13 protein-coding genes are annotated in these 20,096 nt (G+C 61.3%); 6 read left to right on the top strand and 7 right to left on the bottom strand.

Annotation, left to right across the window (positions count from 1 at the left end; all coding sequences use genetic code 11):
- The first annotated feature begins 177 nt into the window (after nucleotides 1-177).
- Both DIT71_RS11125 and fdhF read left to right on the top strand, forming a co-directional pair.
- The gene (locus DIT71_RS11125) at nucleotides 178-1,893 is read left to right on the top strand and encodes an NADH-ubiquinone oxidoreductase-F iron-sulfur binding region domain-containing protein (protein ID WP_114613268.1); all 1,716 of its coding nucleotides are present in this window, start codon (nucleotides 178-180) and stop codon (nucleotides 1,891-1,893) included.
- A 21-nt stretch (nucleotides 1,894-1,914) separates the two neighbouring features.
- Nucleotides 1,915-4,818 carry a formate dehydrogenase subunit alpha gene (gene fdhF, locus DIT71_RS11120; RefSeq protein ID WP_114613267.1) on the top strand — a complete coding sequence of 968 codons (2,904 nt, stop codon included), beginning with the start codon at nucleotides 1,915-1,917 and terminating at the stop codon, nucleotides 4,816-4,818.
- A 33-nt stretch (nucleotides 4,819-4,851) separates the two neighbouring features.
- On the opposite strand, the gene DIT71_RS11115 is transcribed toward fdhF, so the two are convergent.
- From DIT71_RS11115 to DIT71_RS11100, 4 genes are all read right to left on the bottom strand, one after another.
- A complete protein-coding gene (locus DIT71_RS11115) occupies nucleotides 4,852-6,882 on the bottom strand; it encodes a CocE/NonD family hydrolase (RefSeq protein ID WP_114613266.1) in 2,031 nt (676 codons plus the stop codon).
- A gap of 12 nt (nucleotides 6,883-6,894) precedes the next feature.
- Entirely contained in the window at nucleotides 6,895-8,181 is a 1,287-nt protein-coding gene (locus DIT71_RS11110) for an ATP-grasp domain-containing protein (protein WP_114613265.1), read from the bottom strand.
- 138 nt (nucleotides 8,182-8,319) lie between these two features.
- Complete coding sequence (locus tag DIT71_RS11105; protein WP_227538066.1) at nucleotides 8,320-9,831, bottom strand: amidase; 1,512 nt, start codon at nucleotides 9,829-9,831, stop codon at nucleotides 8,320-8,322.
- A gap of 15 nt (nucleotides 9,832-9,846) precedes the next feature.
- Nucleotides 9,847-10,854 (bottom strand): hypothetical protein, encoded by a 1,008-nt coding sequence (locus tag DIT71_RS11100; RefSeq protein WP_114613264.1) that lies wholly within the window; start codon nucleotides 10,852-10,854, stop codon nucleotides 9,847-9,849.
- A gap of 287 nt (nucleotides 10,855-11,141) precedes the next feature.
- On the opposite strand from DIT71_RS11100, the gene DIT71_RS11095 reads away from it, so the two are divergent.
- The gene (locus tag DIT71_RS11095; protein ID WP_227538065.1) at nucleotides 11,142-12,827 is read left to right on the top strand and encodes an autotransporter assembly complex protein TamA; all 1,686 of its coding nucleotides are present in this window, start codon (nucleotides 11,142-11,144) and stop codon (nucleotides 12,825-12,827) included.
- The gene (locus DIT71_RS11090; protein WP_227538064.1) at nucleotides 12,824-16,564 is read left to right on the top strand and encodes a translocation/assembly module TamB domain-containing protein; all 3,741 of its coding nucleotides are present in this window, start codon (nucleotides 12,824-12,826) and stop codon (nucleotides 16,562-16,564) included. Before DIT71_RS11095 ends, DIT71_RS11090 begins: the two co-directional genes overlap by 4 nt.
- Nucleotides 16,565-16,589: 25 nt before the next feature.
- Here DIT71_RS11090 and DIT71_RS11085 read toward each other — a convergent pair whose 3' ends face one another.
- Nucleotides 16,590-17,276, bottom strand: a complete 687-nt coding sequence (locus DIT71_RS11085) for an SIMPL domain-containing protein (RefSeq protein ID WP_114613263.1) — start codon at nucleotides 17,274-17,276, stop codon at nucleotides 16,590-16,592.
- Between the two features lie 12 nt (nucleotides 17,277-17,288).
- On the opposite strand from DIT71_RS11085, the gene DIT71_RS11080 reads away from it, so the two are divergent.
- On the top strand, nucleotides 17,289-17,489 hold the full coding sequence (locus DIT71_RS11080) for a hypothetical protein (protein ID WP_114613262.1): 201 nt from the start codon (nucleotides 17,289-17,291) through the stop codon (nucleotides 17,487-17,489).
- Here DIT71_RS11080 and DIT71_RS11075 read toward each other — a convergent pair.
- Together DIT71_RS11075 and DIT71_RS11070 are read right to left on the bottom strand one after the other, a co-directional pair.
- On the bottom strand, nucleotides 17,474-18,238 hold the full coding sequence (locus DIT71_RS11075; protein WP_114613261.1) for a gamma-glutamyl-gamma-aminobutyrate hydrolase family protein: 765 nt from the start codon (nucleotides 18,236-18,238) through the stop codon (nucleotides 17,474-17,476). The genes DIT71_RS11080 and DIT71_RS11075 overlap by 16 nt on opposite strands.
- Nucleotides 18,231-19,226 carry an amidoligase family protein gene (locus DIT71_RS11070; RefSeq protein WP_114613260.1) on the bottom strand — a complete coding sequence of 332 codons (996 nt, stop codon included), beginning with the start codon at nucleotides 19,224-19,226 and terminating at the stop codon, nucleotides 18,231-18,233. The genes DIT71_RS11075 and DIT71_RS11070 overlap by 8 nt, the downstream gene beginning before the upstream one ends.
- 182 nt (nucleotides 19,227-19,408) lie before the next feature.
- Here DIT71_RS11070 and lexA point away from each other — a divergent pair, with 182 nt between their 5' ends.
- The gene (lexA, locus tag DIT71_RS11065) at nucleotides 19,409-20,017 is read left to right on the top strand and encodes a transcriptional repressor LexA (protein ID WP_114613259.1); all 609 of its coding nucleotides are present in this window, start codon (nucleotides 19,409-19,411) and stop codon (nucleotides 20,015-20,017) included.
- Nucleotides 20,018-20,096: the final 79 nt, after the last annotated feature.

Here is a 20,096-nt window from a genome sequence, read left to right as displayed (position 1 = left end):
GCCTTTTTTGTTTGTGCTTGCCCATCAGTCGAGCCAGGCGGCATCGAAGGATCAAGACTCAGCCTTTTGGTTTCACGATCTTCTGGCGGCATCCCAGCCGGATGTGTTTCAATGATCAGTAAATAGTCAGGCCAGCCGACACGGCTGTCTTTTGTACTTCGGGCCTGGACAAAAACAATGAGTACAGACGAGAAAAAGGTCAAACCCCGGCGGGTCTCACCGCGTGGCCGTCAGCTGGACCCTGTCGTGTTGGCAGAGCTGCGAGGTCTGATCGGAGACGAACGTAATGATCCGACACTGCGCCGCCGCGACCGCCTGATCGAGCACCTGCATGCAGTTCAGGACGCCGACGGTTACCTCTCCATGCCTCGGCTCAGAGCCCTGGCGACTTTTATGAATCTGCCCATGGCCACCATTTATGAAACGGCCACCTTCTACGCCCATTTCGACGTTATTCATGACGACCAAGCACCACCGCCTGCGTTGACCCTGCGGGTGTGTGACTCGATTTCCTGTTGTCTGGCTGGAGCGGAGGCGCTGTATCAGGCGTTGGCTAGAGGGGCTGATCCTGCCAGGGTGCGGGTAAGGCGCGCACCCTGCATGGGGCGCTGCGACACAGCGCCCGTGGTGGCCGTGGGTCACCATCATGTGCTGAATGCCAATGCCCGGAATGTCGGGGCCGCGGTAGAGCAGGGGCAGGTTCAGCCGGCGGACATCCCCTGGCAAGGTCTGGCGGATTATCATTCAGCCGGAGGTTACCGGTTGCTGACGGATTGCCGGGAAGGCCGGGTGAGCGTGGAAGCGCTTGCCAATGAACTGGAGCTTGCCGGCCTGCGTGGCCTGGGTGGCGCCGGATTCCCGACCTTCCGTAAATGGCAGGCGGTGCGGGCCGAGCCGGGGCCACGCTACGCAGTGATCAATGCCGACGAAGGCGAGCCTGGCACCTTCAAGGATCGTGTTTACCTGGAGAAGGAACCCCATCGGTTCCTGGAGGGCGCTCTGGTCAGCGCCTGGGCGGTCGAAGCGCAGGCTCTCTACATTTACCTGCGGGACGAGTATCCCGGCCTGCACAGGGTGTTGACCGACGCCATCTCCGAGCTTGAGGCGGCCGCCATTGTGGCGCCGGGCTTTGTCATCCTGCGCCGTGGCGCGGGCGCCTACATCTGCGGTGAGGAGTCCGCCCTTATCGAGTCTCTGGAGGGCAAACCCGGCAAGCCCCGTCTTCGCCCACCCTTTGTGGCCCAGAATGGACTGTTTGGTCAACCCACCCTGGTCAATAACGTCGAGACGGTCTACTGGATTCCGCGCATCCACGCCCAGGGTGCCGAATGGTTCGCCAGCCAGGGGCGGCGTGGGCGCCGCGGTCTCCGCAGCTTTTCGGTCTCCGGGCGAGTGGCAAAGCCCGGCGTGCATCTTGCGCCAGCGGGGATCAGCCTCACTGAGTTGATTGAAGAGTACTGTGGCGGCATGGCCGAAGGGCATCGCCTGCTGGCGTATCTGCCCGGCGGCGCTTCCGGCGGGATACTGCCCGCCAGCAAAGCAGACATCGCCCTGGACTTCGACACCCTGCAGGAACACGGCTGTTTTATCGGCTCTGCCGCGGTGATTATTCTGTCCGATCAAGACGATTTGCCCGCCGCGGCCACCAACCTTCTGGGATTCTTCGCCGATGAGTCCTGTGGTCAGTGCACCCCCTGCCGTGTCGGCACCGAGAAAATGCTCCAGTTACTGGAGCGTGATACCTGGGATGAGGAGACACTACAGCAGCTGGCCAGGGTGATGGCCGATGCTTCCATCTGCGGTCTGGGCCAGGCGGCACCCAATCCGTTGCTGAGTCTGCTGCGAGACTTCCGCAGCGAGCTCGCCAGCCGCAACCTGATTGCCAGAGGGTAAGGGTAGGAGTAGGGAACAGCCATGAGCGATGCGACTCCAAGCACAAGCTTTACACTGACGCTGGACGGCGTTGAGGTTTCGGCCCACCCCGGCGAAACCCTGTGGCAGGTCGCCAGGCGCGCCGGCGAGATTATCCCTCACCTGTGCTTCAAGGACACGCCAGGGTACCGGGCTGACGGCAATTGCCGGGCCTGCATGGTGGAAGTGGAAGGTGAGCGGGTGCTCGCGGCAAGCTGTGTTCGCGAGGCTGCTCCCGGTATGGTTGTGCGCAGTGCCTGCTCCGCCCGTGCCCAGGAGGCCCGCAAAAGCGTGCTGGAATTGCTGTTGGCGGACCAGCCTGAACGCGGCAATAGCCCGGATCGCGCCAGCCACCTTTGGAATCTGGCGGATGAAATGGCGATCGATGCCAGCGCGGTGCGCCAGCGTCTGCCATCCCGTTCAGAGCGCGACGAGCCCACGGTTCACCATGTTGAACCGCGACCGGATTCGCTGCCCCATGCCCGTGGCCATGATGCGACTCACTCGGCGATGAACGTGAACCTGGATGCCTGCATTACATGCGGCTTGTGCGAGCGCGCCTGCCGCGAGGTCCAGGGCAACGACGTCATAGGGATGGCTCATCGCGGTGCGGCGGCCAAGGTCGTGTTCGATTTCGATGACCCCATGGGGGACAGCACCTGCGTTGCCTGCGGCGAATGCGTGCAGGCCTGTCCAACCGGGGCGCTGATGCCCGCCACCCTGATCGACGCCCAGGGCCGTGGAGATTCCGCGATGGCTGACCGCACCGTTGATTCCATCTGCCCCTACTGCGGGGTCGGCTGTCAGCTGACCTATCACGTAAAAGACGAGCCTGCCGACGCCGAAGCAGGGGCCGGCGGGCAGCGGGGGCGTATTCTCTTTGTCGAAGGCAGGGATGGGCCCTCAAACCAGGGCCGGCTCTGTGTAAAAGGACGCTTCGGCTTCGATTACCCCGCGCACCCGGCACGGCTTACCCGGCCGCTGATTCGCAGGGAGGGTGTGCCCAAGGGTCTCGATCCCGACTTTGATCCGGCCAATCCGTTCACTCACTTCCGCGAGGCAAGCTGGGAAGAGGCACTGGATCTTGCGGCAAGCGGATTGACCCAGCTTAAAAAACAACACGGAGCGGATGCGCTCGCCGGTTTCGGCAGCGCCAAGTGTTCCAACGAAGAGGCCTGGCTGTTCCAGAAGCTGGTGCGTACCGGCTTCGGCTCCAACCACGTTGACCACTGCACGCGGCTCTGTCACGCCAGCTCGGTGGCGGCGCTGATGGAGTGCCTGGGTTCCGGTGCCGTCACCGCGTCGTTCATGCAGGCGCTGGAGTCCGATGTGGTCATCCTCACCGGCTGCAACCCGGCGGTGAACCATCCGGTGGCCGCCACCTACTTCAAGCAGGCAGCACGAAACGGCACCAAACTGATCATCATCGACCCCCGGGGACAGGCGCTGGATGCCTATGCCTGGCGCAGCCTGCGGTTTTCCCCGGGAGGCGACGTGGCACTGTTCAACGCCATGCTCCATGTGATCATCGACGAGGCACTGTTTGACCGGGCCTACATTGATGCCCATACCGAGGGCTTCGAGGCACTGGCAGCCAGTGTTGCGGATATGTCGCCGGAGGTAATGAGCCCGGTCTGCGGCGTTGAACCAGAGACCATTCGCGAAGTGGCCCGCGCCTACGCCGGGGCCGAAAGAGCGATGATATTCTGGGGCATGGGCATTTCCCAGCACGTGCACGGCACCGATAATGCCCGCTGCCTGATTTCACTGGCACTGACGTGCGGCCATACTGGCCGGCCCGGCACTGGCCTGCACCCGTTGCGTGGCCAGAACAACGTTCAGGGTGCCTCGGACGCCGGCCTGATTCCGATGGTGCTGCCGGACTACCAACCGGTGGGGGATGCCCAGCTGCGCGCTGCCTTCGAAGAACTCTGGGACACCGAACTTGATCCTGAGCCGGGCCTCACCGTTGTGGAGATCATGGACGCCATCGTGGCCGGGACCATCCGGGGAATGTACATCCTCGGGGAAAACCCTGCGATGTCCGATCCGGATCTGACCCACGCCCGGGCCGCGCTGGCTGCCCTGGAGCACCTGGTGGTGCAGGACCTGTTCGTCACGGAGACCGCTCAGTTCGCCGACGTCATCCTGCCTGCCGCCGCCTGGTCGGAAAAGGCAGGCACTGTCACCAACACCAACCGGCAGGTCCAGATGGGCCGTGCCGCGCTGCCGCCGCCCGGGGAAGCAAAGCCCGACTGGTGGATTATTCAGGAAATGGCCCGACGTTTCGGACTGGGCTGGGACTACGCCGGCCCCGAGCAGGTGTTCGCTGAGATGAAGCAGGGCATGCACTCACTCGATCATATCTCCTGGTCCCGCCTGGAACGGGAAGGGTCCGTGACCTATCCCTGTCCTGCCGATGACGCGCCGGGGCAGGACGTTGTCTTCTCTGACGCCTTCCCACGCGCCGGGGGGCGGGCCAAGCTCTCACCGGCCTGGCCGCTGCCGCCAGACGAGCCGGTGGATGAGGCTTACCCCATTGTGTTAACCACCGGGCGACTGCTTGAGCACTGGCACACCGGCGCCATGACCCGTCGCAGCCGGGTACTGGATGAGCGGGAGCCTGAAGCGGCCGCGTTTCTCGCACTGGCGGATCTGGCTCGCCTGGGCATGGCATCGGGTGACGCAATCCAGATTGCCACCCGGCGCGGCAGCATCACCCTGACGGCGCGGGCCGATCAGACGATGCCCGAGGGCATGGTGTTCGTTCCCTTCGCCTTTGCGGAGGCGGCCGCTAATGTGCTTACCAACCCGGCGCTGGACCCGTACGGGAAGATTCCGGAGTTCAAGTACGCAGCCTGCCGGCTCAGCCCGGCCCAGCCGCGGAAGCAAACCGTCTCGCTCTGAACGACGTTCATTGTTGCATGGCGTCAGGCAGAGTCAGACCAGCTTTCGTGGAATGGTTTCGTCCCAGTTTCTGGAAAACACCCGGGTTTCTCCCTCCCAGGCGTCCAGCTGCGCATGGATGTAGAAGTGCTCTGCATCGCAGGTCATGACCGTCCGGGTGACGGTTTCCACCTGCCAGTCACCGCGGCGAAAGCCCCATTCGCAGAGGGTTTCGCCGCGCAATGATGCGAAATCGTCATCACGGTAGCTGTACCACTCCCGGGTGCGTCGCTTTACGTCCAGGTCCACCTCGGTCAGTCGCGTCCAGCCGGGATCATTGATCACTTCCAGGGTGGAGATGTCGTTTGCCAGGTCCCGCTTGACGAACCAGTTGTTGTGCGGTGTTTCCAGCGGCGCTGCAGTGATCGGAAGCGCGCCTTCCGGCTGTCCGAACTCGGGTTCCGGCGGTTCGTCATGGGGCTGATGCGCAGGGATGCCGAAACGGCTGCCGGCCGGAAAAATGGTCAGCCGGACCGGCTCGGGAGGCGCCCAGGCGAGCGGAAAATAGGAGGTGGACAGGGACAGACGAAGGCGATGGCCTACCGGGAAATGCTGGCCGCAGCCGTTGAGTGTCACCCGCACCCGGTAGCGCTTGCCCGGAATCATCTCCTGCGGGTGTTCGTGGCCGTCCCGGTGGCAGAGGTTGAGTACCCCGTAGGTCACCCGCGTGGCCTTGTCATCGGGCGCCACGTTCGACAGTCGCGCCGCCAGCATGGCGACAGGGCGATTCGAGCACAACTCCACTTCCAGCACCGGCGGGCCCAGCAATTCCAGCGGCGTCTTCAGCGGCGCAGACTCGAACACCAGAGCGCCGCCGTCTTCTTCGCGCTGGTCGTGGGGCAAGTCCGGGGTCGCTGCGTAGGAGCACCACTTGCCCGCGAACAGGCCCACGCTCAGGGGAGACTGGATGGTCAGCGGCTCGTCGTCCAGCGTCTCGCCGTCGCGCAGCAGGCGGCCGCCGCTGTCCAGCTGCAGGTTCTCCGTGGTCACATGGCGGCTGGGCCACTCCGGTTCGGCAAGCCAGCGGCCGGGCCTTTCCTGATAGCGGGTGGATGGCGGGACACTGTCCTGCAGCCAGGCGCGCAGCACCGGTTCACGGTCCATGCCATTATCCCTGTCCTTGAGCCAGCGGTCCCACCAGCGTACCGCCTCCTGCAGGAAGCCGATGGCAGGGCCCGGCACACCCTCATGGGGATACATATGGCTCCAGGGACCAATCAGGCCCTGGCGCGGCACTTTCAGGCTTTCCATGAGGCGGAAAACCGCATTGGAATACCCGTCAGCCCAGCCGCTCACCGCCATGACCGGGCACTGGATATCGTTCCAGTCCTCACACACGGAGCCATGCTTCCAGTACTCGGTACGATGGGGTTGGCGTAGCCATTCGATCACCCAGGGCTCATTGGCGCGCAGGCGCTCGAACCAGAGCGCACGCCACTGATTGCCCACCATCTCCGGGTCCGGTGGCAGCGAATTGAAGGCGAACATGGTGGAAGCCCAGGACAAATTGTCCCCCAGCAGACACCCTCCCATGTAGTGCACATCGTCGGCATAGCGGTCGTCCGTGGCGCAAACGGAGATCACCGCTTGCAGTTCGGGCGGTCGCATGGCGGCGATCTGAAGCCCGTTGAAGCCGCCCCAGGAGATACCGATCATCCCGGCTTTTCCATTGCACCAGGGTTGTTGTGCCAGCCAGCGCAGGATCTCGCAGCCGTCATCCAGCTCCAGCTGGATGTATTCGTCCGCCAACACGCCATCGGAGTCGCCGCTGCCACGCATGTCCACGCGCACGGCGGCATAGCCGTGGCCGGCAAAGTAGGGATGCATCACAGCGTCACGCGGACGGGTCATGTCCCGCCGCCGGTAGGGGATGTATTCCAGTATCGCAGGGACCGGCGCATCCTCGGCGCCCTCGGGAAGCCAGACCCGGGCCGCAAGCTCCACGCCGTCGTTCATGGGTATGCGCACATGCTCGATCTCACGGACCCGGTGGGGCAAGTCGGTAGCTACATGAGGGATGCTCATCCGTCCTCCTTTTCAGCGGGTGAACCGGAAATCCAGTCGGGCCTTGATCTGATCGGCTTTATGATCGATTTCTTCCACGCTGTCGCCGCCCACAAACAGCACGGCATACTCGAAGCTGTAGCTGTCCTGGTGGAGCATGTCACTGAGTCTGCAGCCCTGTTCCGCCTCCACCTGGATATGGCACCCGGGAAAGTCGTCTTCTATGGCGCGAACCTCATCCGCACCGGGTACCCGCTCGACCACGCCATTCTGGTGTTCGCGCAGCATGATCTTGGCGGCACAACGGTATCTGCCACCTTCCGGCGGAAACGCAGGCCTGTGGCCCAGCGCCACGTCCACCATGGCCTGGAGATTGGAGCTTCCGTCGACCATTTCAAAGAGCGGACTGTGGGATTTGGAGCAGCGGGGATTCACTTCCAGCATCCATATGGAGCCGTCTTCTTCGTTGTAGAAAAACTCGATATTGAACGGGGAATTGTCAAAGCCCGTGCGCTCAACAAAGCGTCGGCAGTCCTCAATCATGATCTCCTGAATCGAAGCCGGAAGATCGGAAGGGTACTGATAACGGGAGAAGGAGGACCCAACTGCGCCCTCGCGCAATGAGTCCACCACCCCGTAGATGTCCATTTTTCCGTTGAGCACATAGCCTTCCAGGGTGCATTGCCGTCCCGCGGAGACGATTTCCTCGGCAATGCAGTGCCAGCCGTCAACGGCTGCGATTTCCTGCGGAAGCTCGGCCATCCCGAGAATATAGTTGAAGGGCCTGGCAAACAGCTGGATGCGATCACGGGTCTGCTCAATGGCGTGTTCGAAATCCTGCTGGTTATCGACATGAAAACCCAGTTGCGAGGAATGCGCCCGCACGGGCTTGATCCAGAAAGGGTAGGGCAGAGGCGGCTGGTCCATTACGTTCTCGTCGAACGGGTTCACGCTGGAGAAACGGGGCGTCTGTCGCGGCGCCACCTGCGCCTCCTCCACGCGTGCCCAGTACTTGTGCTCGCAGCGCAAGGCGGCTTCCAGGGTAGGACCCGGCAAGTCCCATTCCCGCCGCAGGACAGGCAGCAGGCTTAATGTGGGAAAGTCCCAATAGCCGACGATGGCATCCACGGTCCCGGAAAAATCCTTCAGCGTCCGCCGGGCGCGATGCAGCAGCTCAGCCATCTCATAGTCGGTGGTGTTCACCGCTGTTTCCATGTCCAGCAGCGGATGGAAGGCCATCTCCTCGCTGCCCTGCAGCCTCTCAAGCATGGCCTGGTGAAAGTCATCCATGGCCATCACGAATATGTTTTTCTTCGCCATTGCTGCGTCCTCCATGAGAGCCAACGATGCCGGCGATTCACTCGCCTAAGCGTCGAACCGGTCGATGCGTGCCCCACAGGCCAACTCTCTTGAACATAGCACGCCCACTATAGTGCAACAAATAGTGCGACAAATACCCTAGCCGGTGCCTGTCTGATGCAGGGTGTCGCCCGGAGACTGGAAGCCGGCGAGTCCCTCGGCCTCCAGTAATTGCGCGAACCGGAGCGTGGTCAGGTCCATGCCCGGTGCGCCGATCACCTGCACATTGAATGGCAGTCCGGCCCTTGTTTTGCCAACAGGCACCGAGGTGGCCGGCAGGCCGAGGAGGGTGGCCAGGGCGATCCAGCAGAACTGGTCCATATAGGGCCTGGGCTGCCCGGCCACGGTGATCTGGCGCTTGAAAACCGGCTGGCTGTGGTCGTGACGGATGGCCGTGGTGGGCGTAACCGGTGTCAGCAGGACATCGAACTCATCGAACAGGGCGGTGATTTCCGCCCGCATTTTTTCTCTGGTTTCGCTCCATGCCATCCACTGATAGACCGGTTGATTCACGCCACGGCCGTATTCGCCGATATGGGCGGTCACCGGCCCGAACAGGTGCAGCCATCTCTCCAGCCGGGCGATCCATCTCATTCTCCGGCGCTGGGACGGCTTCAGGGCGGTACCGACCAGGCTGCCCATCAGGTTGAAATAGGGCGGCAGGATATGTTCCAGATTCAACAGGCTATGGCGTGCCTGTGCCACCAGCGCACCCCGGTTCTCCAGATCGCGCCCCAGTTGCTGGTAGCTGTTCACCAGTTCCCCGTCGACCGGGCACAGCGGGTCTTTTAACCACAGTCCCACCCGGGCCTGTTCCAGAGAGTCGATAATTGCTGGCGCCATGGCAAGTTGCCAGCTGTGGCGTTCCCGCTCCGCCGGGCCGGCAATAACGCCCAGCAGCAGTTCGAGGTCCTGCGCCGAGCGGGCCAGCGGGCCGGCCTCCGCGAGGTCGGGCCGGGATTCGGTGCCCGGAGGTCCGGGAATATGGCCCCGCAACGAGACCAGGGCCCGGGACGGCTTATGGCCGAAAACGCCGCAGAAGTGAGCGGGTGTTCGAATGGAGCCGCCGAGGTCGCTGCCCACCTCCAGCGGCGTCATGCCCGCTGCCAGGGCCGCGGCAGCGCCGCCTGAAGAGCCGCCCGGCGTATGTGTCCCATTGTGAGGGTTATTGGTGGTGCCAAAGAGTCTGTTGTAGCTTTGCAGATCAGAGGTGTAGGTGGGAACGTTGGTTTTTCCCAGAATGATGGCGCCGGCGTTTTCCAGGCGCTGGACCACATCCGCGTGCCTGTGCGGAATATGGTTTCGCAATGCGGACGCACCGGAGGTGCAGGTCATGCCGGCCACTTCCCAGGTATCTTTCAGGGTCAGCGGCAGGCCGTGGAGCGCGCCCAAAGGTTCACCCCTGGCCAGGGCCTCGTCCGCCTTTCTGGCCTGTGCCAGGGCGTTCTCTTCGTCCAGTGTTACCACAGCGTTGATGGCGTGGTTGTGCTGGCGGATCCTGTCGAGAAAGGCGCGGGTCGCCTCCACGCTGGTCAGCTTGCCGCCCTTGAGGTCGCTGACCAGTGCGCTGGCGCCGCGGTAATGCAGTGGGCTCATGGTGTCCTCGTTCATGCTTTCTCGCCGTGATCAGGTCAATTCAGAGCGCCAGTGCTTGACATTGACCTGGGTCTTGACGGCATCCAGTATTTCGATAATCAGGTTAATGAGGGCTTCGTTGGGCGCCTCTTCCTGATGGTTTTCATCCGGCGTGGGCAGGAAGACATTGACGATGTCTTCGATAAAGGCGTGGTTGGATGCGGAGGCCAGGTCTTCCAGGATCTGGTGGATGACGTTCGCAACAATGTCGCCCACGGCTTCTTCCAGGGTTTCCTGAATGGTGGGCCCGACCACCGGCAGATATTTCAGCCGCGACAGTTCCATATTCTGCTTGAGGGCGTTGTCCACGCGGGTCTCCAGATAACTTCGCAGGGCGCCGCGATTGGGTATATAACCCTCCTGGGCCGCTTCTGCCACGCGTTTTGACATCCACTCGGAAAGCATGTCCCGCCTGGGGTAGAGAATCTCGTTCTGGATGCGATCGAACAACGGTGACCCCTGGCGGATTTCATCCTGTGCGCCTGAGAGCACCTTGATGACGATGCGATCGGAGAGTTCTTCCATGAAGGCTTCGTAATAGAAGTTGAAGAACTTGAAGGTCTTCGTCTGGGTGACATCGATGACCTTGTACTGGTGCAAGCGGTAGACAATGGAGATCACCCGCAGTATCCGCAGAAAGCGGAATGTGCCGACGGGGATACAGCCAACGATGTCGTACCAGTGGATGAACGGGTAGAAGTACCAGCGGTCATAGACCTTCGCCTTGATAGAGTAGCCCCAGCGTATGACGAACTCGGTCAGGAAGATGCTGACGAATATGAGGTCGTAGAAGATGAAGTTCTGGTGGATGGGGTGGTAAATCTCCTTGATGACCGGGGCGTTTTCGGCCAGCAGGTCCTGGATGGCAACGAAGTTGTAGATGGAGTCAAAGATGATGAAGGCCAGGTTGATGATGAGCAGGCCGAGCATCAGGAAGTCTATGACGAACCAGATGAGTTGGTGGCTGGTTTTCAGGTTTTCTCGGTTAATCTTCAGCATTCATTGATCCAGGACTGCGGTGATGGAGTCTGCGGTGGAAACGTGTTGCACTTGCCTGATTTTACGGCGCTTTCAAACAGGTTAGCTTATTTCGGCGCCGCCGACGACTCGCCGGGTAATCTTCTTCCGATGGATTAAACCCACTACTACCGGCTACACTCGGTTTAATGATGCGCTTCCTAAACCCACTCTGACTGAAGTAATGCCGCTGGATGCTTCTCCACTTTCGATGTAGTCCTAACCCCCGATTCCTGATTGTCTGTTTGCTTGCTTGGGCCTTGCCCGCGATGTCGCAAGCCCAGCAGGTTGAAGTAAAGGTGGAAGGTGACTTCCCCCAGTTACAGGATAACGCCGAGGCGTTTATTGGCGAGGTTGAAGGCCGCAGCGCCAATAGCCTGAGGCGCTATGCGGACACCGCCGAAGCGCAGGTTGAGGACGCCCTGCGCGCCCTCGGTTACTACAGCCCGGTTATAAAGTGGGACATCATCGAGCCGTCGGGTGAGGGAGAGGAGCCGGCACGGCTGGTTCTCACCGTTGAGCCGGGGGAGCCGGTGCGTGTCCGCTCCCGTAAGGTGGAGATTGAAAGCCCCGCCAGGGAGGACGCTGAATTTACGGTTTCGCTGCCCGAGAAACCGGCAGAGGGCGATGTGCTGAATCATGGCGAGTACAGCTCCCTGCGCCAGACGATACAGAATCGGGCCAGTCGGCTGGGGTATTTTGACGGCAGATTCACCACCCGCAAGCTGGAAGTGGACCCTGAAAAACGGGTGGCGGATATCACCCTGGTTTATCAGAGTGGTGAACGATACCGGCTGGGAGAGGTCAGTTTTAACGAGGGCCATGGATTCGAGGAGCAGTTACTACACCAGTATGTGCGTTTTGAACCCGGTGAAACCTTTCACGCCGATAAGATTGCGAGATTGAGCAGCGACCTGTCCAACAGCGGTTATTTTTCCGGAGTGGATGTCGATGCGTCTCCTGGCAGCGCCGAAGACGGTGTTATTCCGGTGGAGGTGGGACTGACTACTCGTCCACCGCGATCGGTGGCGGCGGGTGTTGGTTTTTCCACCGACGTGGGTCCACGCTTACGGGCCAACTGGCGGGAACACTGGGTTAATCCCATGGGCCATCGCCGTGGCGTCGAGACTGAGCTCTCGGCTCCGCGCCAGAACCTGACCACCTGGTACGAATTGCCCCTGGACCCGCCCATGACCGACTCCATTCGTCTGTCTGCCGGTTATCAGCGCGAAGAAATAGAGGATATCGAGTCGGAACTGCTGACCATAGGCCAGCAGTGGAAACATCAGCTGGACGACGGCTGGCAGCAGGTGGCGTCTATCCGGTGGGAAGGGGAGCGCTTCCGCATCGGTAACGATGAGACCGAACAGAGCAGCCTGTTGCTGCCCGGACTGGGGTATTCCAAGCTGCATGCCGATTCACCCCTGGATCCGTCCAGGGGCTACCGGATCCAGTTTGATATGACGGGATCACATCGCGCGGCGCTGTCCAACGTCGACATTTTCCATGCCAATGTCCTCGTCAAGGGGCTGTATACCCTGGCCAATAACCACCGGTTTCTGGCCCGTTTCCATTTCGGGGGGGTCGCAACCAACCAGTTTTCCGATGTGCCACCGTCGTTGCGCTTTTTCGCCGGTGGTGACCAGAGTGTCCGCGGTTATGGCTATGAAACCCTGTCGCCGCGGGACGATGAGGACATTGCCGTGGGTGGACGCTTCCTGATGGTGGGCAGTGCCGAGTATCAGTACCAGTTTGCGGATAACTGGCGTGCTGCCGCGTTCGTTGATGAAGGCAATGCCATTGATGAACTGGCCGACCCTTTGGCGACCGGCGTTGGCCTTGGCATCCGCTGGATCAGCCCGGTGGGGCCCTTGCGCCTGGACGTCGCCAAGGGGCTGGATTCCGAGTTTGGCGGGGAATGGCGCATTCACTTCTCCATGGGGCCGGAGCTATGACCGAAGCCGCAGCGGAAAAAACCCACAAGTCACACCGTCTGAGGAATGGCCTGCTGATAGCGCTGGCCGTTATCGTTCTGCTTCCCCTGCTGTTGGTAGGGGTGCTGCTTCTGGCTTTGCGTTCGGAGACGGGCACGGCGTGGGTGATCGAGCAGATTCCCGGTCTCAGTGTGGAGCAGGGGCAGGGGTCCGTGCTGGGTCAATGGCAGGCACAGGCGCTGACGTGGCAGGGTTACGGAGTGGGGCTTGAGGTATCGGCGCCTGTTGTTGACTGGTCGCCGACCTGCCTGTTCAGCAAGCAGATTTGTCTTGAAACCCTGCGGGCGGAAACCATAGATCTGACGCTGCAACCCTCGGCGGAGCAGCAGGATGAGCGCGGTGACATCAGCCTCCCGGACGTTGACATCCCGATTGCTCTGGCCATCAGGGAGGTGAGCCTTGGCACCTTCACCCTGAACGACGGCAAGGTCTGGGACACGCTGGAATTGCGAGCTGAGGGTTCCGGAGCGGACTGGCACCTGCAAAACCTGAGCTTCGTTCGGGACGCTATTGAAATTGACGGGTCGGGGCGGGTCGAGACCCGGGGCGACTGGCCCCTGGACCTGGATGTGGGTATCAGCCTGCCGCCCCCCTACGGCACGAAGTGGCGGCTGGCGCTCAACCTGACCGGAAGCGCGGCGGACCTGGGCGTGCGGGGTGAAAGCACCGGTTACCTGGAGGCTACGCTGGCCGGCCGTGTCGCAGCCCTTGATAGCGAGCTTCCCGCCCAGTTAACGGTTGAGGCCCCCCGCTTTGTTCCTGCCGAAGGTCTGCCGGATACCCTGGTGCTGGAGAACACGGTCGTCACTTTGAAGGGCAGTCTTGAAGACGGTTTCCGTTCCGATTCCAGGGCTTCGTTACCCGGCACCGCCGGCGATATTGCAGTGTCACTGAAAGGCCTGGCCACAACGGCCGGCGTTGAGGATCTTGACCTTTCATTGTCGGGCCCGGGAATTGGCGATGCGGAGCCCGGACAGGCCTCGGTGACCGGAAGCCTGGACTGGCAGCAGGCGTTCCTTGCGGATGCCCGGATAACGATGGAGGCATTCCCCTGGTACACCCTGATACCGGACTTCGAGCAGCCGCCTGTTGCCTTGCGGCAACTGAATGGCGAGGTCCGCTATCAGTCCGGCGCGTATCAGGCGAGTGTTGAAGCCAGCGTGAGTGGGCCCCTCGGTGAGGCTGATCTGGCCGCGGAGCTGGATGGTGATATGGGGTCCGTGGATGTCAGCCGTCTGCGCGTGAATACCGGGGCAGGTTTCCTTGGTGGCGAGGGCAGCGTTGCCTTTGCCGGCCCGCTGGCGTGGGATGCAAGTCTGGAGCTCGACAGCTTTAACCCTGGATACTGGCTGCCGGCGCTGGAGGCCAGCCTCAATGGTGGTATCACCACCGATGGCCAATTGGCGGACAGCGGCACCCTCTCGCTAGAGGCCCAGTGGGACCTGTCCGGCACCTGGCAAAGCCACGATGCTCTCATTGGCGGGGCCCTGAACAGCGATGCGGGGGTCTGGGATGTGTCCGGACTGCAGCTGGAAGTAGGCGACAATCGCATCACCGGTGACGGCCAGTGGGGTAACGAGATTACGGGCAGTCTGGCACTGGATGTGCCTTCCCCGGAAACCTTCCTGCCAGGCCTTGCCGGCTCGCTGAGCGGGACAGCCTCGATCTCCGGGACGCCGGAGCGGCCACAGGGCAGAGCGACGGTATCCGGCTCCGGCCTGGCGTGGCAGGACGAGCTGAGCCTGGCCAGCCTGGACGTTGAGGCTTCCCTTGGTGAAGGGTTCAGCGTGAGCGGCGATGTGAAGGCCAGTGAACTCCGTTACGGCGAGCAGTTATTGCAGTCCTTGACGCTGGGGTTATCGGGTACCCGGGACAACCACCGGCTGCAGGTCAATGCCCTTCACGAGGCGGCCGAGGTGGCGTTGGTCTTTACCGGCGACGCGCCGGCCGACTGGAACGCCTGGCAGGGCGCGTTGCAACAGGGTCGCATTGAGGTGCCGGAGCAGGATCAGCAATGGATTCTGGCGGAGCCGGCGGCGCTGGAGTACGCCAGCACCGGCAGGCTGACCTTCGGCAGCCACTGCTGGCGTTGGCAACAGGCCTCGGTGTGCGCCGGGGACCAGACCCTGCTGCCGACTCAGGACATTGCCTATCGGATCGAGAACTTCCCGACCACCGCGTTATCTCCGCTGATGCCTGAAACCCTGCGCTGGGATACGCTTCTCAACGCCGATGTCCGGTTGACGGTCACGGACAATGGCCCGGACGGGGAGGTGGCGGTTGATGCCGGTGCCGGCGAATTCGAGGTGATGGTGCGGGACGAGTGGGAGACCCTGGCGTATGACACCTTCACCACGAGGCTTGGCCTGCAACCGGAGATTGCTGAGCTCAACGTTGAGCTGAAGGGGCCCGAGCTGGGTGACCTTTCGGTTTCCATGGCCGTTGACCCCAACGCCAGTGAGCGGGAGGTGGATGGCCAGTTCAGCGTTCAGGGTCTTGATATTGCCATGGCCGGGGTTTTCGCGGGGCTGGAAGTGGTTGAAGGCGAGCTTAATGGCGAGGGCACACTTTCCGGCCCGCTGTTGAAGCCGGCAGTCAATGGTGAAATTGCACTGACCGGAGGGCGGATTGCAGATCCACAGCTTCCGCTTCCGCTGGAGGAGATGGTTATCAGCCTGGACCTGAACGGGTATTCCGCGGATCTGTCGGGCCGCTGGCGCAGTAACGAACGCAGCACCGGGAACCTCAAAGGCACTTTGAACTGGGTATCTGAACCCTCCATGGAGATTAATGTCACCGGCAACCGTTTACCGTTCAGTTACGAGCCGTATGCCCGTGTGGAGCTGGAGCCGGATATTACCATCACCTACAGCGGCGGTGATCTGGCGATAACAGGGCGTCTGGAGGTTCCCCGTGGCGAGATCGAAATCCGTGAACTGCCTGCTCAGGCCGTTTCGGTGTCGGAGGACGAGGTTATTGTGGGAGCGGAGGAGGAAGAGCAAGCGGTACGCTCCCTGAACATGGATGTGACCGTCGTGGTGGGCGAGGATGAGGTCAGTTTCAATGGCTTCGGCGTGACCGGTAACCTGGAGGGAACCCTGCGTATCGGTAACGACATGGACACCCGGGGGGCATTGCAACTGATTAACGGCCGGTACGAAGCCTATGGCCAGGAGCTGGATTTGCGACGGGCCAGGCTTCAATTCGTGGGGCCGCTGACCGAGCCCTACCTGGATATTGAAGCTGTCCGGCAGGTGGGCACTGTGGTGGCTGGGATCCGGCTTACCGGCCCGGTCAGTGCGCCGCGGACGGAAGTGTTTTCGGAGCCTGAGATGCCCCAGACTGACGCCCTGTCGTATTTGATTCTGGGCCGGGCGCCACAAACCCAGAGCGATGAGGGGCAGATGAGCCGGGCGGCGATTTCCCTGGGCCTGACCCAGGCCAACAAGGTAACCCAGGGTCTGGGTGAAGAGCTTGGCATACAGAACCTGACGCTGGAGGCAGAGGGGAGTGGCGACGAGTCCGCGGTGGTAGCCAGTGGCTACCTGACCGATGAGCTCAGCATTCGCTACGGGGTGGGTATCTTCGAGCCGATCACTACCGTTGCCCTGCGCTACGACCTTGGCCGCTATTTCTACCTGGAGGCCGCCAGCGGCCTGGCAGCCTCCCTGGATATTTTCTATACCCGGGATTTCTGACCGGGTCGGTCATCCCGGTTCTCTGTCATTCCAGTTCAAAGGTGGCGCTGACCCGGGCCGTCAGTTCCCGGAGGCCCACCTCGGATACCGTATCAGAGGCGGCGCGCATTTCCGCCATCATAGGAACGGGTGGCTGATGGCCGTCGTCGATATTGATGTTGATCACCTCGCCGCACTGCTTATCCAGCTCGTTGGCCACAAACTCGCATCTCGCCCTGGCATCGGCAATGGCACCGGCCAGTGCCTGTTTGCGCAGGCTGCTCTCATTGGAATGGAAAAACCGGTGCGGGCCCACGTTATAATCCATACCCAGTGTCTGTGCCTGCTCCAGAATCGGATTAAGCAGGGAAAGATCATCGATGGTGAAGCTCACGGTTTGTGAGGCAACCGCCACTCTCTCCGGCTTCTCGCTGCGATCCTGCGCCGGTACAGTGCGGCTGTAGAGGTTAACAGAGGCATCGCTGTAGGCATGCAGCTGGTCGCGGTAGTCCCTGATGCCATCCCGCCACTGCTCCATCTGTTCGTTTACCCGCCGGGTGGCTGTATCAGGCAGACTGTGTTCGGCGTGGGCGGTAAACTGCAGCCTTGCGCTGTCTGGCGTATACTTTACCGAGGCCTGGCCGCTCAGGCTGACTTCCCCGGCGATAACGCTCAAGGGGAGGGTCACCAGGACGGCAGGAATCAGCAGGTACCGATGGACGGTTGACAACATTGTGGGATCTCCATGCTTTTACACAATAATCAGGTCAGGTTGACTCCCCGCGAGCGCGACATCCTGCTCAGGCTGACCGGGAGCGACCCCCATTATGTGACGACCAGGGACCAACTGAAAGAGTGGTCTGCCCGGCATTTGCAAGCCCTGCCGGGTGACGCCAGGGAGATACGGGAAATCAAGGCGGTGCTGCAGCGCTATCTGCCGCTCTGAGGCGGACCGTCTCCGTCATCTTCGGTTGCCAGGGGTTCATCCAGCCTGATCAGTTTTCTTTCTTCGGCCGCCTGCACAAAGTGTTTGAAGATGCGACGGTGGCCGCCGTGGTACAGCAGATATTCCGGATGCCACTGAATCCCCATCAGCCACTGGCCGCGGGTATTCTCAATTGCCTGCACAAAGTGGTCATTGTCCAGAGCCACCACGCGGAGATCTTTGCCCAGCTTCTTGATGGTTTGACTGTGGATGCGATTGGCACCGATAACGGGCTGTCGCATGACCTCTCCGAGACGGCTGTCGCCGACGACGCGAACGGTCTGCATGGGTAACAGCAGCGGGCGGTGGCGGGTGTTTACTCGCAGCGGCGTAACGTTCTGGCACAGCGATCCGCCACGGAAAATATTGATAAACTGCGCGCCGCGGCAAATGCCCAAAACCGGGATGTTCAGGTTCTCGGCCCGTGACAGCAGGTACACATCGGTTTCATCCCGGCGGGGATCATAGTTGGCGGTCACCTGCGGTGTCTGCCCGTACCGGGAGGGGTGGACGTGGGTACCCCCTGAGAGTACCAGGCCGTCCAGCAGCGATACGTCTACCTTTGCCCCGGGTCGAATGAAGTGGGTGCGGGCTCCCCGCATACGCAGGGCGAAGCTGATCAGCCGGTGCGCCAGGCTGCGCCGGGCCGGGCCGCTGATTCCGATGGTGATACCCGGATGTTCCGGCTTTTCCGCGATGGTGTCAGACATAGTTCCGGGACCGGAGCCACTGGCCAGAGGTATCGACCCAGCTGCGGGTCAGGTTATGAAAGCTCAGTTTGCGGCTGTTGCGGAATTCGGTCACCAGGGCCGACAGGTCCGCGGTGTTGGCGACCAGCTGTTCCAGTACCACCCAGTCATTCCACACCGTGGAGAAGTGCCAGGCCGGGTTGTCAATGTCGCAATCCGGCAGGCGATAATGGAGAGTGGGCCGGCTCTTGATGCGCTCGTCCTTCACGTATCTGGCCAGCAGGTCGCTGTTGAGGTGGGCAAACAGGGGTAGCAGGTCCAGGGCCTTGTTGCGGGTCGGATTGTAGTGGAGGTAGTCCTTCATCAGTTGATCCATGTCCGGATCATAGTCCTCGGCAATCAGCAGGTCGATGTAAGTGCTGTTCCAGGGCTCGATGTAGCTGGTTACCTTGCGGCTCAGGTCGACCTGGTGCCGCGCCTTGAGCCATTCATACAGCGCCGCAAAGGCCTGCAGGTAACGCACCAGGGTTGCGGCCTTCAGATCCGGCAGCTCCGGATTCAGCTGCAATCCGAACGCGTAATAGATCGCTTCGCGACTGCCAAGGGCGCCGGCGCGGCGCAGCTCGTCACACAGGGTCTCGATGCGCTCCAGCTCGCCGAACGGTATTGGCGGGCTGACAATTTCCAGGGGCACGATCTTTTCCGCTGCCGCGTCTATCACCGTCATTGCCTGGCCGCCCAATTCTCGGACCGATTCCGGCAGTCTGCGATCCTGAAGGTCCAGGTCCTTGATGGGATCGGAATCCAGTTCGATGGCGAAGGTGCCAACGTCCGTCTCAATTTCGGAGACATAACGCGCAACAGATTTTGCCTCGCCACCAAGAAGCTTTGAGGACAGCGCTACAAGGTCCTGGTATCCCAGACCGGACAGCTCTATCTCGACACCAACCTTCCGTTCCTTTCCGTCATCGGTTTTCATGATGTCCGGCATACTGCATCTGTTGCTCATTCACACGTCTCCACAAAGGATAAACGTTACCTTAACACAGTCATATTGACCTGGAGAGCCGCTCGCCGGTCCAATGAGCCGGTGTCATGAAAAATTCCCGACTGCGCCTTTACACTGGATAAAACACTGTATATAGTCAAATCACTGTATATAAAAACAGGACCAACCGGGGCCAAAGACTCATGAAGCTGACAGCAAGGCAGACACAGGTATTGGAGATCATCCGTCGCTATGTCGACGAGACCGGATATCCGCCTACCCGCGCGGAAATTGCTGCGGAACTGGGCTTCCGTTCAGCCAATGCGGCGGAAGAACACCTCAGGGCGTTGGCAAGAAAAGGAGCCATCGAGATGGTTCCCGGTGCCAGCCGCGGTATACGCCTGCCGGAAGTCGAGGCGGACCCGGGCCTGCCGGTCATAGGTCAGGTAGCTGCCGGCAGCCCGATTCTTGCCCAGGAGCACATTGAAGATCACTGCACCCTGCGACCGGAATTCTTCTCGCCATCAGCCGATTACCTGTTGCGTGTGCGTGGTATGAGCATGAAGGACATAGGTATTCTGGATGGCGATCTGCTGGCGGTGCATCGGACCAGCGATGTACACAATGGCCAGATTGTGGTGGCCAGGGTTGGCGAAGAGGTGACTGTAAAGCGCTTCCGCAAGGAGGGCTCGAAGGTCTATCTGGTTGCGGAGAACGAGGAATTCGCACCGATTGAGGTGGACCTGGCAGAACAGGAACTGTTTATTGAAGGTCTGGGGGTAGGGGTTATCCGTCGCTCGGATCTTCACTGATCCCCTGGGTAATTGGACATTTCAGGCAGCGCCCGCAGCGTGTCAATCACTGCAAGGCGCAGCTCATAGGCAGATGAGG

This window comes from Marinobacter vulgaris, assembly GCF_003344045.1.
In the GTDB taxonomy this organism is placed as follows: domain Bacteria; phylum Pseudomonadota; class Gammaproteobacteria; order Pseudomonadales; family Oleiphilaceae; genus Marinobacter; species Marinobacter vulgaris.
Note: the sequence above shows the minus strand (reverse complement) of the source record. Positions and strands in the feature narration are given on the sequence as shown.